Here is a 14742-nt window from a genome sequence, read left to right as displayed (position 1 = left end):
CCCGATTCGCCCCACTTGGCAGGGGCCATGCACTCACGCCTGGTGCAGCGCCTGCGCCGCCGCTACGCCGACGAACTGCCCCTGCTGCCGCCCGGCACGCCCGATGCCGCCGCCATGGCCGCCACCCTGCAGCGCCTGCGCGCACGCGGCCACGCCACCGGCGCGGCGCTGCGCATCCTGCGCCAGCTGGTGATGGAGCGCCTGGTGGTGCTGGACTGCGAACAGGGCGCGCCGCTGGCCACCGTCACCGGCGTGGTCACCGCGCTGGCCGAGCTGGCGCTGGACGTGGCCTGCACCGAGGCCTTCGAGCAGCTCGACGCGCGCCACGGCGCGCCCCTGACGGCGGCCGGCGAGCGCGCCCAGCTGTGGGTGGTGGGCATGGGCAAGCTGGGCGCGCGCGAGCTCAACGTCTCCAGCGACGTCGATTTGATCTACATCTACGACGCCGACGGCGAAACCGCCGGCCGCGCGGGTGACGCCGAGGGCGCCGGCCGCATCTCGGTGCAGGAATACTTCACCCGCGCGGTGCGCCTGGTCAGCACCCTGATCGGCGACGTCACCGAGCACGGCTTCGTGTTTCGCGTCGACCTGGCGCTGCGGCCCAACGGCAACTCGGGCGCGCCGGCCAGCTCGCTGGCCGCGCTGGCCGAATACATGCGCGTGCAGGGGCGCGAGTGGGAGCGCTTTGCCTGGCTCAAGAGCCGCGTGGTGGCGCCGCGCGCCGTGCTGGCCGGCGGGCCGGTGCTGGCGCTGCGCTCGGTGGTGCAGCCCTTCGTGTTTCGCCAGTACCTGGACTACAGCGTGTTCGACGCCCTGCGCGAGCTGCACCGCCAGGTGCGCGAACACGCCAACAAGCGCAGCGCCGGGCGCCCGGCGCGCGCCAGCGACGTCAAGCTCTCGCGCGGCGGCATCCGCGAGATCGAGTTCATCGTGCAGCTGCTGCAGGTGGTGCGCGGCGGCCAGTACCCCGAGCTGCGCACGCGCCCGACGCTGGACGCGCTGGAGCGCATCGCCCGCGCCGGCCTGATGCCCGCCGAGGCCACCCAGGCGCTGGCGCGCGCCTACGTTTTTCTGCGCCGGGTCGAGCACCGCATCCAGTACCTGGACGACCAGCAGACGCACCTGCTGCCCACCCACGACGAGGACCTGCTGTGGCTGGCGCGCACCATGGGCTACCCCGACCTGTTCGCCTTCCTGGGCGAGTTCGACACCCATCGCGAGACGGTGGCCGAGCAGTTCGACCAGCTGCTGGGCGGGCCCGAGCCTTGCAAGGCCTGCAACAGGCTCAAGCCCGCTCCGGCCGGCCAGGCCGCGCCCGACGAGGGCGCCGACCTGGCCCGCCTGCCCGCGCTGACCGAGCACGCCGCCGTGCGCGCCGAGCTGCAGCGCTGGTGCGCCCTGCCGCACGTGCAGGGCCTGCGCGAAGACGCGCGCCAGCGCCTGCTGCGCGTGATGGGGCTCACGCTGCAATGGCTGAACGCCGGCCGCGTGAGCGACACCGCCGTGCTGCGCTTTCTCGAATGGGTGGACGCGCTGCGGCGGCGCCAGAACTACCTGGCCCTGCTGCTGGAGCGCCCCGCCGCGCACGAGCGCCTGCTGCGCCTGCTGGGCACCGCGCGCTGGCCGGCGCGCTACCTGATGCGCCATCCCGGCGTGATCGACGAGCTGGCCAACCCCGAGCTGCTGGCCGGCCGCTTCGACGCCGCCACGCTGGAGCGCGAGCTGCACGAGCGCCGCAGCGCGCTGGCGCGCGGCGGCGAGGACGACGAGGAAAACCTGCTGGCCCTGCTGCGCCGCGCCCACCACGCCGAGGTGTTCCGCACCCTGGTGCGCGACGTCGAGCGCAGCATCACCGTCGAGCAGGTGGCCGACGACCTGTCGGCGCTGGCCGACGCCATCCTGCGCGTCAGCCTGCGCTGGTGCTGGCCGCTGGTGCGCCACCACCACCGCGCCACGCCCCAGCTGGGCGTCATCGGCTACGGCAAGCTGGGCGGCAAGGAGCTGGGCTACGGCAGCGACCTGGACCTGGTCTTCGTCTACGACGACGAACACGAGCAGGCCGCCGAGATCTACGCCGCGCTGGTGCGCAAGCTGATCACCTGGCTGACGCTGAAAACCGGCGACGGCGACCTGTACGAGATCGACACCGCCCTGCGCCCCAACGGCGGCTCGGGCCTGCTGGTGACCTCCTTCGGCGCCTACGCCGACTACCAGCAGCAGCGCGGCAGCAACACCGCCTGGACCTGGGAGCACCAGGCCATGACCCGGGCAAGAATGGTGCCCCCCGAATTGCCCAGCGACAGCTCGGCGGCCCCTTCACCCATGGAGCAGCGCTTCAACGCCATCCGCCACGCCGTCATCACCGCGCCGCGCGACCATGCCGCGCTGCGCACCGAGATCGTGGCCATGCGCGAGCGCATGCGCGGCGCGCACCCGGTGCCGGCCGGGCAGTTCGACGTCAAGCACAGCCCCGGCGGCATGATCGACGCCGAGTTCGCCACCCAGTACCTGGTGCTGGCCCACGCCGGCGAACACCCCGAGCTGGAGCCCAACCTGGGCAACATCGCCCTGCTGGCGCGCGCCGAGGCCGCCGGCCTGCTGCCCGCCGGCGTGGGCCAGGCCAGTGCCGACGCCTACCGCAGCCTGCGCCACGTGCAGCATCTGGCGCGGCTGGACGAGCAGCCCACCCAAGTGCCGCCCGAGACCCTGGCCAGCGAGCGCGCGGCCATCGGCGCGCTGTGGCAGGCGGTGTTCGGCGCGGCGGCCGGCACGTCGTCCTAGATACTATTATTTATATAGCTGCCAGCGATTGATGGACAAGCGCCGGAGCCACTTTTTATTCAAAACCCTGGGGCCCGCCCGCCTCACCCACGCATCAGCGCCTCGATCTCGTCGGGCGCCACCGGCACGCCGCGCGAGATCAGCTCGCAGCCGGTTTCGGTCACCACGGCGTCGTCCTCGATGCGGATGCCGAGGTTCCAGAACTCCTGCGGCACGCCCTCGCCGGGGCGCACGTACAGGCCAGGCTCCAGCGTCAGCACCATGCCGGCGCGCAGGATGCGGCTGGGCCGGTCCTTGATGACTTCGCCCGACAGCGGGTCGGTGCGCTCGCTCACCTGGCCCAGCTCGCTGGGCTCCACGTAGCTGCCGCAGTCGTGCACGTCCAGCCCCAGCCAGTGGCTGGTGCGGTGCATGTAGAACGGAAAGTAGGCGCGCTGGGCGATCACGTCGGGCGCGCCGCCGACCTTGCCCGCATCCAGCAGGCGCAGGTCCAGCAGGCCCTGGGCCAGCACCTTGACCGCCGCCTCGTGCGGGTCGTTGAAGCGCGCGCCCGGCCGGGTGGCGGCGGCGGCCGCGTCCTGGCTGGCCAGCACCAGCTCGTACAGCGCGCGCTGCGGGCCGCTGAAGCGCCCGTTGGCCGGAAAGGTGCGCGTGATGTCGCTGGCGTAGCCGTGCAGCTCGCAGGCGGCGTCGATCAGCACCAGCTCGCCGTCGCGGATGGGCGCGTTGCCGGCGCGGTAGTGCAGCACGCAGGCATTGGCGCCAGCGGCGACGATGCTGGTGTAGGCCGGGAACTCCGAGCCGTGCTGGCGAAACTCGTGCAGCAGCTCGGCCTCCAGGTGGTATTCGCGCACGTCCTCGCCGGCGCGCAGCATGCGGCTGCTGCGCTGCATGGCGCGGATGTGGCCGCGCGCGCTGATGGCGCCGGCGCGGCGCATCAGCGCCAGCTCGTGCGCGTCCTTCGTCAGGCGCATCTCGTCCAGCAGCGCGCAGGCGTCGCGCTGCGTCTCGGGCGTCAGCGCGCCATAGCGGGCGCGGGCGCGCACCTGTTGCAGCCAGCCGTCAACGCGCGACTCCAGCCCGGCGTGGGTGGCAAAGGGGTAGCACACGGTGGCGCGGTTTTCCAGCAGCCGGGGCAGGCGCGCGTCCAGCTCGGTGACGGCAAAGGCCTCGTCCACGCCCAGCGCGGCGGGCGCCGCCTCGGGCCCCAGGCGGTAGCCGGTCCAGACCTCGCGCTCGGCGTCCTTGGGCTGGCAAAACAGGGTGCTGCGGCCGTCGGCGGCCAGCACCAGCCAGGCCTGCGGCTCCTCGAAGCCGGTCAGATACCAGAAGTAGCTGTTGGCGCGATAGGGAAAGTCGCTGTCGCGGTTGCGCTGCTGCTCGGGCGCGGTGGGGATGATGGCGATAGCGCCCGGGCCCATCTGCGCGTTCATCTGGGCGGCCAGGCGCGCACGGCGGGCCGCATGGGGAGAGTCGGTGCGGTTCATGCCGCCAATCATGGCACGCAGTGGCGCGCGCTGCGTGGCGCGCTCCCAAACGACATCACCCCGGACGGGCGAACCCGGCCGGGGTGATGCGTGCGATGCCGCACGGCAGGCCCTCGGGCCCGCCGCTGGGGATCAGGAGTGTTGGCCCAGGGCGGGGTGATCGCCGCGGGCAATGGCGTTGATCGTGGCGCTGCGCACTTCGGCGCGGGTCAGCGTGCTGGCGGGCTCGGCCTGCAGGGCGACGGCGCTCAGCTCGCCCGAGGCAGGCATCTCACCGGCCGCGGCACGCACGTCGGGGCGTTGCGCGCTGCTGCTCAGCGCGATGGCCGTGTCGGCGAAGGGCGCTTCGCCGGCGGCGGGCTGCAGCGAGGCGGCAAAGGCGTTGCCCGACAGCAGCAGGGCGGCGGCAGCGGCGGCGATGGAGGCATTGAACTTGGTCATGATGGCTTTCCTTTTCAAAACTGAATCAATCGGTCTGGATGTCGAAGGTCTCAGTTGTTTGCCTTCGATGGAACGTAGTTTGCGCCGACCGACCAGTTTAAAAAAGCTATTGAAAGTGATTTGACTATTTCCAATTTGGAAACAATGGCGTGATAGAGCCCCGTCGCCGCGCCGTGATGCCGCTATTGCAGCGCCGCCAGCCGCTCGGGCGTGCCGACGTCGGTCCAGGCGCCGGTGTACAGCTCGGCGCCGACCTGCCCGGCGGCGATGGCGCGGCGCAGCAGCGGCGCCAGCGGCGCGGCCACGCCCTGCGGGTTGCCGGGCGCGATGTCGCACCAGGGCGGCTCGAACAGCGCGCGCCGGTACAGCCCCACGGTGCTGAAGGTGTAACGGCCCCCACGCTCCCCCGCTGCGCGAGGTGCGCTGCCCCCCGAGGGGGCCTGCCCGCCTTGGGGCGGCCCGGCGGCGGGCGGCGCGCCCCCCGGCGGCGCCTCATTCAGCGCCAAGCCGTCCACCCCGATGCCGAAGTCGCCCGCCGGGTGATGCGGCGGGTTGGGCACCAGCCACAGCTGCGCCAGCCGGCCGCTGGCGGCGAAGCGGCGCACCGCCTCGGGGTCGAAGCGGAAGTCGGGCGCAAAAATGTCGCCCGCCAGCACCCAGAACACGTCCTCCGCCGTGGGCGCCAGCAGCGGCAGCGCGCGGGCGATGCCGCCGGCCGTCTCCAGCGCGCGGCCGAAGTCGCGGCCTTCGGGCGAGAAGCGGATAGCGGGTTGGTCATTTTTCGATAGCTGCTCGCGCTTGCCCATCAAGCGCTGTGGGCCAAAATAGCCCTCGATCTGCTCGCCCAGCCAGGCGGTGTTGACGACGACTTCGCGCACGCCATCGCGCGCCAGCGCGTCCACCCACCACTGCAGCAGCGGCCGACCGCGCACCGGCAGCAGCGGCTTGGGCGTGTGGTCGGTCAGCGGGCGCATGCGCTCGCCGCGGCCGGCGGCCAAAATCAGCGCGCGCGGCGCGGGCAGGGCGTCCAAAGTCATGGCGTGACTGTAGAAGATCGCCAGCGCCCGCTGGACAGCCGCGCCGGGCCGATTTATTATTACGTCTGTAATAACGTCAGGAGCCCATCATGCACACCCTCAAACTCACGCAGATCGGCAATTCGGTGGGCGTGATCCTGCCCAAGGACGCGCTGGCCAAGCTCAAGCTGCAAAAGGGCGAATCGGTGTTCCTGACCGAATGCGCCGACGGTTTCATCCTCACGCCCTACGACCCGGCGCTGGACGAAGAGTTGAACGCCGGGCGCGAGTTCATGCGCGAGTACCGCGACACCTTCCACCAGCTGGCCAAATGAGCTGGCGCTGGATCAGCAAGCCCGCGCTGCTGCTGCTGCACGCCGAAAGCCTGGCCGAGCACGGCGGCAGCCCCGGCCTCCGTGACGAGGGGCTGCTCGACTCGGCCCTGGCGCGCCCGCAAAACCTGCTGGCCTATGGCGAGCCGGACGCGGCCGCGCTGGCCGCCGCCTACGGCAGCGGCGTGGCGCGCAACCACCCCTTCATCGACGGCAACAAGCGCGCCGCGCTGCTTTCTATCGGCCTGTTTCTGCACCTGAACGGCTGGCGCCTGACCGCCAGCCAGGCCGACACCACGCGCACCATGCTCGCCCTGGCCGCCGGCGAGCTCCCCGAAGACGCCCTGGCCGACTGGCTGCGCCGCCACGCCGCGCCGCGCGCCTGAACGGCCCACGGTGGGCGGGCCGCACCTATCATTGCCCGCCATGCCCCCGCCGCCCGACCTCGCCGCCGCCGACCCCGCGCACGCCGCCGCCAACCAAGCCGCCGCCGCCTTCATCGCCCGCTGGCAAGGCGTGCAGGCCAGCGAGCTGGCCACCGCGCAAAGCTTCGTCATCGACCTGTGCCGGCTGCTGGGCGTGGCCGCGCCACACCCCACGCCCGAGCAGGACTACATGTTCGAGCGCCCCATCACCTTCGCGCACGGCGACGGCTCCACCAGCGCCGGGCGCATCGACTGCTACCGGCGCGGCGCCTTCGTGCTGGAGGCCAAGAAGCTCAAGGCCGCCGGCCACACGCGCAGCTTCGACGACGGCCTGATCCGCGCCCGCAGCCAGGCCGAGGGCTACGCCCGCGCGCTGCCGGCGGCCGAGACGCGCCCGCCCTTCCTGCTGGTGGTCGACGTCGGCACCGTGATCGAGGTCTACGCCGAATTCAGCCAGAGCGGCGCCACCTACACGCCGTTTCCCGACCCGCGCAGCCACCGCATCGCGCTGGCCGACCTGGCCCGCCCCGACATCCGCGCCCGCCTGGCCGCCATCTGGCGCGACCCGCACAGCCTCGACCCCGCGCGCATCAGCGCCCGCGTCACGCGCGAGGTCTCGGCCCTGCTGGCCGAGCTGGCGCGCTCGCTGGAGGCCAGCCCCGATTTAACGTCAAATCAGGCCGCAGCGCCCGCCCATCAAGCGTCGACAGCTTCCGAAGTGGTAGCAAACTACCTCACCCGCTGCCTGTTCAGCATGTTTGCCGAGGACGTCGAGCTGCTGCCCAAGGGTGCCTTCACCCAGCTGCTGCAAACCCACCGGCACGACCCCGAAACCCTGCGCCAGATGCTGCGCATCCTGTGGGCCGACATGGACCACGGCGGCTTTTCGGCCGCGCTGGCCGGGCGCGTGCTGCACTTCAACGGCAAGCTGTTCAAGGGCGCGCAAGACGAGGGCTACAGCCTGCTGCTGACACGCGCGCAGATCGAGCTGCTGATTGCGGCCGCGCGCTGCAACTGGCGCGAGGTCGAGCCCGCCATCTTCGGCACCCTGCTCGAACGCGCGCTCGACCCCGCCGAGCGCCACGCCCTGGGCGCGCACTACACCCCGCGCGCCTACGTCGAGCGCCTGGTGCTGCCCACCGTCATCCAGCCACTGCGCGCCGAATGGCAGGACGCCCACGCCGCGGCCCTGGTGCTGGCCGCCGAGGCGCACGCCTTGGACGGCCGCGCCGCCGACGAAAAAATGGCCGCCGCGCGCCAGCAGGTGCGCGCCTTCCACCACCGCCTGTGCAGCCTGCGCGTGCTCGACCCGGCCTGCGGCAGCGCCAACTTTCTCTACGTCACGCTCGAACACCTGAAACGCCTCGAAGGCGAAGTGCTCAACACCCTGGCCGACCTGGGCCAGACGCAGGACGCGCTGGCCTTCGAGGGCGAGACGGTGACGCTGCAGCAGCTGCGCGGCATCGAGCTGAACGAGCGCGCCGCCGCCCTGGCCGAGCTGGTGCTGTGGATCGGCTGGCTGCAGTGGCACGTGCGCACCCACGGCCTGGCCAGCGTGGCCGAGCCCGTGGTGCACAACTACGGCAACATCGAATGCCGCGACGCCGTGCTGGCCTGGGACGCGCAAGAGCCGGCGCATGACGCCGCCGGCCGCCTGCTTTCGCGCTGGGACGGCGTCACGCACAAGCCCCACCCCGTCACCGGCCAGCCCGTGCCCGACGAGGCCGCCCAGGTGCCGCAGTGGCGCTACCTGGGCGCCCGCAAGGCGGCCTGGCCGCCAGCCGACTTCATCGTCGGCAACCCGCCCTTCATCGGCAAGCAAAGAATGAGCGACGCATTGGGCGAAGGCTACGTGCAGGCGCTGCGCGCCGCCTGGCCCGAGGTGCCCGAAAGCTGTGACTTCGTCATGCACTGGTGGCAGCACGCCGCGGCGCAGGTGGCCGCCGGCGCCGCGCAGCGCATGGGCCTCATCACCACCAACAGCCTGCGCCAGACCTTCAACCGCCGCGTGGTCCAGGCCGCGCTGGCCGCCGGCACCCACCTGGCCCTGGCCGTGCCCGATCACCCCTGGGTCGACGGCGCCGGCAACGCCGACGTGCGCATCGCCATGAGCGTGCTGGCCCCCGGCCCCGGCACCGGCACGCTGCTCACCGTCACCGACGAAACCCCCGGCGAGCACGGCGAGATGGCCGTGCAGCTGCAGGCGCGCGAGGGCCTGATCCACGCCGACCTCAGCATCGGCGCCAACGTGGCCGCCGCGCAAAGCCTGCGCGCCATGCAAGGCATCTCCTCGCCCGGCGTCAAGCTGCACGGCGCCGGCTTCATCGTCACGCCCGAGCAGGCTGCGGTATTGCTCCCTCTCCCTCTGGGAGAGGGTGGGGGTGAGGGCCAGCGACACCTGATCCGCCCCTACCGCAACGGCCGCGACCTCACCGACACCCCGCGCGGCGCGCTCGTCATCGACGCCTTCGGCCTCGGCAGCGACGAGCTGCGCGACCAGCACCCCGCCGTCTGGCAATGGCTGCACGAGCGCGTCAAGCCCGAGCGCAATGCCAACAACCGCGCCAGCTACCGCGACAACTGGTGGCTGTTTGGCGAACCGCGCAAGGACTTGCGCCCGGCACTGGCCGGCCTGCCCCGCTACATCGCCACGGTGGAAACCGCCAAGCACCGCACGTTCCAGTTTCTCGACGCCGCCATTCTGCCCGACAACATGCTCATCGCCATCGCGCTGGACGATGCCTATGCGCTGGGCGTGCTCTCCAGCCAGGTGCACATCGACTGGGCGCTGGCCACCGGTGGCACGCTGGAAGACCGACCCCGCTACAACAAGACCCGCTGCTTCGAAACCTTCCCCTTCCCCGACGAAGACACCGGCCTGACCGCGCCCCTGCGCCAGCGCATCGCCCAGCTGGCCGAGCAGATCGACGCCCACCGCAAGCGCGTGCTGGGCCACGACACCTTCCCCCTCTGGGGGAAGGCAGGGATGGGGGCCGGCGGCACCAGCGCCGACGTCGAGCCTGCGCCAGCGGCCCCCACCCCAACCCTCCCCCAGCGGGGGAGGGAGCAACAGCCGGGGCGCGAGAAATTGACCCTGACCGGCCTGTACAACGTGCTGGCCGCCTTGCGCGAGGACCGCGCGCTGACGGCCAAGGAAAAGGCCATCCACACCCAGGGCCTGGTCGGCGTGCTGCGCGAGCTACACGACGAGCTGGACGCCGCCGTGCGCGCCGCCTACGGCCTGCCACCTGCCGCCGACACCGAGGCCGTGCTGGCCCGGCTGGTGCAGCTCAACGCCCAGCGCGCCCAGGAAGAAGCCGCCGGCCACGTGCGCTGGCTGCGCCCGGCGTTCCAGAATCCTGAAAAATCACTATCAAAACAAGAGCTGATCGCGCTTGACCATCGAGCGCCAGAGGCCAATTCGAGCACTGAAAAATCACTATCGAAACAAGAGCAATTCGCCCCCCAGCCCTGGCCCTCGGCCCTGCCCGACCAGGTGCGCGCCGTCGCCGCCGTGCTGGCCCAGGCCAAGTCGCCCCTGCCCCTGCCCGCCATCGAGGCGCACTTCAAGGGGCGCGGTGCCTGGACGAAAAGCCTGCCCACCCTGCTCGCCACCCTGGAAGCCCTGGGCCGCGCGCAGGCGGTGGCGGTGGATGGTGAGGCGGGGTGGCGGGGGTGACTGGCACATTCGTAGCCATCGGGCTACACTTCGACGATGTTCACGGTCGTCGAAACCGAGCATTTCACGCAATGGATCAACGGCCTGCGCGACCTGCCGACGCGCATTCGCCTGCTTCGGCGTTTGGGCAAGGCGGCGCGCGGGCAGTTGGGCGACGTCAAGCCTGTCGGGCAGGGTGTGTGGGAAATGCGCGAGTTCTTCGGCCCGGGTTGGCGCATGTACTACGTCCGGCAAGGCGGCACCCTGATCGTGATGCTGGGCGGTGGTGACAAGGCCTCGCAGCAGGCGGACATTCGGCACGCGCATTCGATGGCGCAGGAGTTGAGCAATGAGCAAGATCAAGACCCGCCCGTTTGACATGGCGCAGCATCTGCAGGGCGAGCAGGAGATGGCGGAATACCTGCGTCAGGTGCTGCACGACGGCGACCCGATCGAGCTGGCCGCGGCGTTGGGCGACATCGCTCGCGCGCGCGGCATGACCCAGCTGGCGCGTGACACCGGGCTGTCCCGCGAAAGCCTGTACAAAAGCCTCTCGGGCGAGCGCGCGCCCAGTTCGGACACGCTGCTGAAGGTCATCCGCGCGCTGGGCTTCAACCTGACCATCGAGCCGGTGGAGCAGCCGCAGTGACCCGGCACAAGCCCCGCCCCAAACAGCCGCCCAAGGAGTCCGGCGCAGCGCCGATTGGGCCGGCGCGCCGCTGGGATGGTTTCTTTCTGGATGGCCCGCGGGTCAGCGAGGATTTCCTGCCCGCTCGCGCAAGTCAGACGGACTTCACACCCCAAACCCCGCCGGCAGCTCCGGCCCGATCTTGAACACCCCGCTGGCGCGCGCGCAGGGCACGCCGTCGGCCGTCACCAGGCCCTGCGCGAACACCAGCGTGCGCGTGGCGCGCAGCAGTTCGGCCCTACCCTCGATCCAACAGCCCAGCGGCGCGGGCGCGAGGTAGTCGATCTGCAGGCTGATGGTGGGCAGAAAGCGCCGCCCCGGGTGCTCGCCCTTGCGATGCACCGTCAGCGGGATCAGCATGTCGCAAAAGCTGGCCATCATGCCGCCGTGCAGGTTGCCCATGGGGTTGACGTGGCGCGGCTCCACCCGCAGGCCCAGGCGCACGTCCTCGCCCTGGTGCAGCAGGTAGAGCGGGCCGTTGACGCCGATGAAACCGCTGTCGGCAGACAGCGGGCGAAAGCCGGGCGGGATGGCGGGATGCGAGGGGGACACGAGGGGACTCCGGATGCAAGGCAACGGGCCAGCATAGCGGCTCGCGCGGCGCCGGCGGTTGTCGCAGGCGACAGCAAAAAGATGATCTGACCCCCATTAAGGGGCCGCCTCGCAGGGCCATTGGCGGCCGGTAAAATCAGGGGTTTACCCCCGCCGCACCCGCCCACTGGAGCCGCCTCATGGCAAACCCCTCTCGCATGGCCAACGCGATTCGCGCGCTGGCCATGGACGCCGTTCAACAAGCCAAGTCGGGCCATCCCGGCGCGCCGATGGGCATGGCCGACATGGCGGTGGCGCTGTGGGCGCGCCATCTGCGGCACAACCCGGCCAACCCGCAGTGGCCGGGGCGCGACCGCTTCGTGCTGTCCAACGGCCACGGCTCGATGCTGCTGTACGCGCTGCTGCACCTGACGGGCTACGACTTGCCCATGCAAGAGCTGAAGCACTTTCGCCAGCTGCACAGCAAGACGCCCGGCCACCCCGAGGTGGGCGTGACGCCCGGCGTCGAGACCACCACCGGCCCGCTGGGCCAAGGCCTGGCCAACGCGGTGGGCATGGCGCTGGCCGAGAAGCTGCTGGCGGCCGAGTTCAACCAGCCCGGCCACACCATCGTCGACCACCACACCTACGTCTTTCTGGGCGACGGCTGCCTGATGGAGGGCATCAGCCACGAGGCCTGCGCGCTGGCCGGCGCCTGGAAGCTGGACAAGCTGATCGCGCTGTACGACGACAACGGCATCAGCATCGACGGGCGCGTGCAGCCCTGGTTCGTCGACGACGTGGCGGGCCGCTTCAAGGCCTATCAGTGGAACGTGATCGGCCCGATCGACGGCCACGACGTCAACGGCGTGGACCGCGCCATCGAGCAGGCCAAGCGCGCCAGCGGCAAGCCGACGCTGATCATCTGCAAGACGCACATCGGCAAGGGCAGCCCGAATCGCCAGGACACCGCCAAGGCGCACGGCGAGCCACTGGGTGCCGACGAAATCGCCCTCACGCGCAGCGCGCTGGGCTGGGAGTACGGCCCGTTCGAGATTCCGGCCGACGTGTACGCCGACTGGGACGCCAAGGTGGCGGGCCAGGCCGCCGAGCAGGCCTGGGACGACGCCTTTGCCGCCTACGCCGCCGTGCACCCGGCGCTGGCCAGCGAGTTCGCGCGCCGCGTGGGGGGCGAGCTGCCGCGCCACTTTGCCCAGGTGGCGGTGGACGCCGCCGTCGAGGCGCACACCAAGGCCGAGACCGTGGCCAGCCGCAAGGCCAGCCAGCTGGCGCTGGAGGCGCTGACCGCCGAGCTGCCCGAGCTGCTGGGCGGCAGCGCCGACCTGACGGGCTCCAACCTCACGCTGACGGCGCACACGCTGAACCTGCGCTTCGACGAGCAGGGCGCGGTGGTCAAGAACGAGGCGGGCCAGGGCGGGCGCCACATCAACTACGGCGTGCGCGAGTTCGGCATGGCCGCCATCATGAACGGCATTGCGCTGCACGGCGGCTTCATCCCCTACGGCGGCACCTTCCTGACCTTCAGCGACTACAGCCGCAACGCCATCCGCATGGCGGCGCTGATGAAGCAGCGCGTGGTGCACGTGTTCACGCACGACAGCATCGGCCTGGGCGAGGACGGTCCCACGCACCAGAGCATCGAGCACGCCGCCAGCCTGCGCCTGATTCCGGGCCTGTCCGTCTGGCGCCCGGCCGACACCGCCGAGACCGTGGTGGCCTGGGCCGTGGCGCTGGAAAATCGCCACCAGCCCACCGCGCTGCTGCTGAGCCGCCAGAACCTGCCCTACCTGCCCAAGCGCGACCTGGGCGACATCTCGCGCGGCGCCTACGTGCTGAGCGAGCCGGCCGACGTGGGCCTGAAGAAGAAGACCCAGGCCGTCATCATCGCCACCGGCAGCGAGGTGCACCTGGCGCTGAAGGCGCAGGAGCTGCTGGCGGCGCAAAAGATCGCCGTGCGCGTGGTCTCCATGCCCAGCACCACCGCCTTCGACCGGCAGGACGCCAAATACCAGAAGGCCGTACTGCCCGCCGGCCTGCCGCGCATCGCCGTCGAGATGGGCGTGACCGACGGCTGGTGGAAGTACGGCTGCGCGGCCGTCGTCGGCATCGACCGCTTCGGCGAGTCGGCGCCGGCGCCGGTGCTGTTCGAGCACTTCGGCTTCACGCCCGAGAACGTCGCCGCCACGGTGCGCGCGGCGCTGGGTCGCCGCTGAGCGCGGTTTCAAGCCAAATCGGCCTGTAGCCAGCACCCATCAAGCGCAAGCAGCTATCAATTACTTAGCAAAAAGGAAACGTGTCATGACCATCAAGATCGGCATCAACGGCTTCGGGCGCATCGGGCGCATGGTGTTTCGCGCCGCCATCGCGCGCCACGAGGACATCCAGGTCGTCGCCATCAACGACCTGCTGGAGCCCGACTACCTGGCCTACATGCTGACCTACGACAGCGTGCACGGCCGCTTCAAGGGCGAGGTCAAGGTCGAGGGCAACACCCTGGTCGTCAACGGCCAGAAGATTCGCCTGACGGCCGAGCGCGACCCCGCCAACCTGAAGTGGGGCGAGGTCGGCGCCGAGGTGGTGCTCGAATCCACGGGCCTGTTCCTGACCAAGGAAACGGCCGAGAAGCACCTGGCCGCCGGCGCCAAGAAAGTGATGATGAGCGCGCCCAGCAAGGACGACACGCCCATGTTCGTGTTCGGCGTCAACGACGACACGTACCAGGGCGAGGCCATCATCAGCAACGCCAGCTGCACCACCAACTGCCTGGCCCCGGTGGCCAAGGTGCTGAACGACAAGTGGGGCATCAAGCGCGGCCTGATGACCACCGTGCACGCGGCGACCGCCACGCAAAAAACCGTGGACGGCCCCAGCAACAAGGACTGGCGCGGCGGCCGCGGCATCCTCGAGAACATCATCCCCAGCAGCACCGGCGCCGCCAAGGCGGTGGGCAAGGTCATTCCGGCGCTGAACAAGAAGCTGACCGGCATGAGCTTTCGCGTACCCACCTCCGACGTGTCGGTGGTCGATTTGACGGTCGAGCTGGAAAAGCCCGCCACCTACGACGAGATCAAGGCCGAAATGAAGGCGCAGAGCGAAGGCAAGCTCAAGGGCATCCTGGGCTACACCGAGGACAAGGTGGTGGCCACCGACTTCCGCGGCGATGCGCGCAGCTCCATCTTCGACGCCGACGCCGGCATCGCGCTGGACGGCACCTTCGTCAAGCTGGTCAGCTGGTACGACAACGAGTGGGGCTACTCCAACCGCTGCCTGGACATGGTGCGGGTGATGGCGCGCAAGTAAGCCGCTCGCCCCCATCGCAGCAAGGCGCGCCCGCGGGCGCGCTTTTTTCTGCCCCGCTGCCG

General features: G+C 70.8%; 12 protein-coding genes. 8 read left to right on the top strand and 4 right to left on the bottom strand.

Features of this window, described 5'->3' with window-relative positions; all coding sequences use genetic code 11:
• Positions 1–27 precede the first annotated feature (27 nt).
• A complete protein-coding gene (glnE, locus tag ACWHMB_RS01305) occupies positions 28–2781 on the top strand; it encodes a bifunctional [glutamate--ammonia ligase]-adenylyl-L-tyrosine phosphorylase/[glutamate--ammonia-ligase] adenylyltransferase (protein ID WP_377481082.1) in 2754 nt (917 codons plus the stop codon).
• Positions 2782–2864: 83 nt separating this feature from the next.
• Here glnE and ACWHMB_RS01300 read toward each other — a convergent pair whose 3' ends face one another.
• The 3 genes from ACWHMB_RS01300 to ACWHMB_RS01290 all read right to left on the bottom strand — a co-directional run bounded on the left by ACWHMB_RS01300 (position 2865) and on the right by ACWHMB_RS01290 (position 5746).
• Positions 2865–4268, bottom strand: a complete 1404-nt coding sequence (locus ACWHMB_RS01300) for an aminopeptidase P N-terminal domain-containing protein (protein ID WP_447648417.1) — start codon at positions 4266–4268, stop codon at positions 2865–2867.
• Positions 4269–4400: 132 nt separating this feature from the next.
• Positions 4401–4709 (bottom strand): hypothetical protein, encoded by a 309-nt coding sequence (locus tag ACWHMB_RS01295; RefSeq protein WP_377481076.1) that lies wholly within the window; start codon positions 4707–4709, stop codon positions 4401–4403.
• A 182-nt stretch (positions 4710–4891) separates the two neighbouring features.
• Entirely contained in the window at positions 4892–5746 is an 855-nt protein-coding gene (locus ACWHMB_RS01290) for a nucleotidyltransferase family protein (RefSeq protein ID WP_377481073.1), read from the bottom strand.
• An 89-nt stretch (positions 5747–5835) separates the two neighbouring features.
• Between ACWHMB_RS01290 and ACWHMB_RS01285 the strand changes: the two genes are divergently transcribed.
• Genes ACWHMB_RS01285 through ACWHMB_RS01265 form a run of 5 tightly spaced genes read left to right on the top strand, consistent with a single transcriptional unit; the run spans position 5836 to position 10789 of the window.
• On the top strand, positions 5836–6060 hold the full coding sequence (locus ACWHMB_RS01285) for an AbrB/MazE/SpoVT family DNA-binding domain-containing protein (protein ID WP_293219742.1): 225 nt from the start codon (positions 5836–5838) through the stop codon (positions 6058–6060).
• Positions 6057–6443, top strand: a complete 387-nt coding sequence (locus tag ACWHMB_RS01280) for a type II toxin-antitoxin system death-on-curing family toxin (protein WP_377481069.1) — start codon at positions 6057–6059, stop codon at positions 6441–6443. Before ACWHMB_RS01285 ends, ACWHMB_RS01280 begins: the two co-directional genes overlap by 4 nt.
• A gap of 40 nt (positions 6444–6483) precedes the next feature.
• On the top strand, positions 6484–10161 hold the full coding sequence (locus ACWHMB_RS01275) for a class I SAM-dependent DNA methyltransferase (RefSeq protein ID WP_447648416.1): 3678 nt from the start codon (positions 6484–6486) through the stop codon (positions 10159–10161).
• Between the two features lie 36 nt (positions 10162–10197).
• Positions 10198–10518, top strand: coding sequence for a type II toxin-antitoxin system RelE/ParE family toxin (locus tag ACWHMB_RS01270; RefSeq protein ID WP_377481063.1), 321 nt, complete (start codon positions 10198–10200; stop codon positions 10516–10518).
• A complete protein-coding gene (locus ACWHMB_RS01265) occupies positions 10490–10789 on the top strand; it encodes an addiction module antidote protein (protein WP_377481060.1) in 300 nt (99 codons plus the stop codon). The genes ACWHMB_RS01270 and ACWHMB_RS01265 overlap by 29 nt, the downstream gene beginning before the upstream one ends.
• 144 nt (positions 10790–10933) lie before the next feature.
• On the opposite strand, the gene ACWHMB_RS01260 is transcribed toward ACWHMB_RS01265, so the two are convergent.
• A complete protein-coding gene (locus ACWHMB_RS01260; protein ID WP_377481057.1) occupies positions 10934–11380 on the bottom strand; it encodes a PaaI family thioesterase in 447 nt (148 codons plus the stop codon).
• 179 nt (positions 11381–11559) lie between these two features.
• Between ACWHMB_RS01260 and tkt the strand changes: the two genes are divergently transcribed.
• A complete protein-coding gene (gene tkt / locus ACWHMB_RS01255; RefSeq protein WP_377481054.1) occupies positions 11560–13593 on the top strand; it encodes a transketolase in 2034 nt (677 codons plus the stop codon).
• A gap of 85 nt (positions 13594–13678) precedes the next feature.
• On the top strand, positions 13679–14680 hold the full coding sequence (gene gap, locus ACWHMB_RS01250; RefSeq protein ID WP_377481051.1) for a type I glyceraldehyde-3-phosphate dehydrogenase: 1002 nt from the start codon (positions 13679–13681) through the stop codon (positions 14678–14680).
• Positions 14681–14742 lie beyond the last annotated feature (62 nt).

It is taken from the genome of Ottowia pentelensis, from assembly GCF_964341695.1.
Note: the sequence above shows the minus strand (reverse complement) of the source record. Positions and strands in the feature narration are given on the sequence as shown.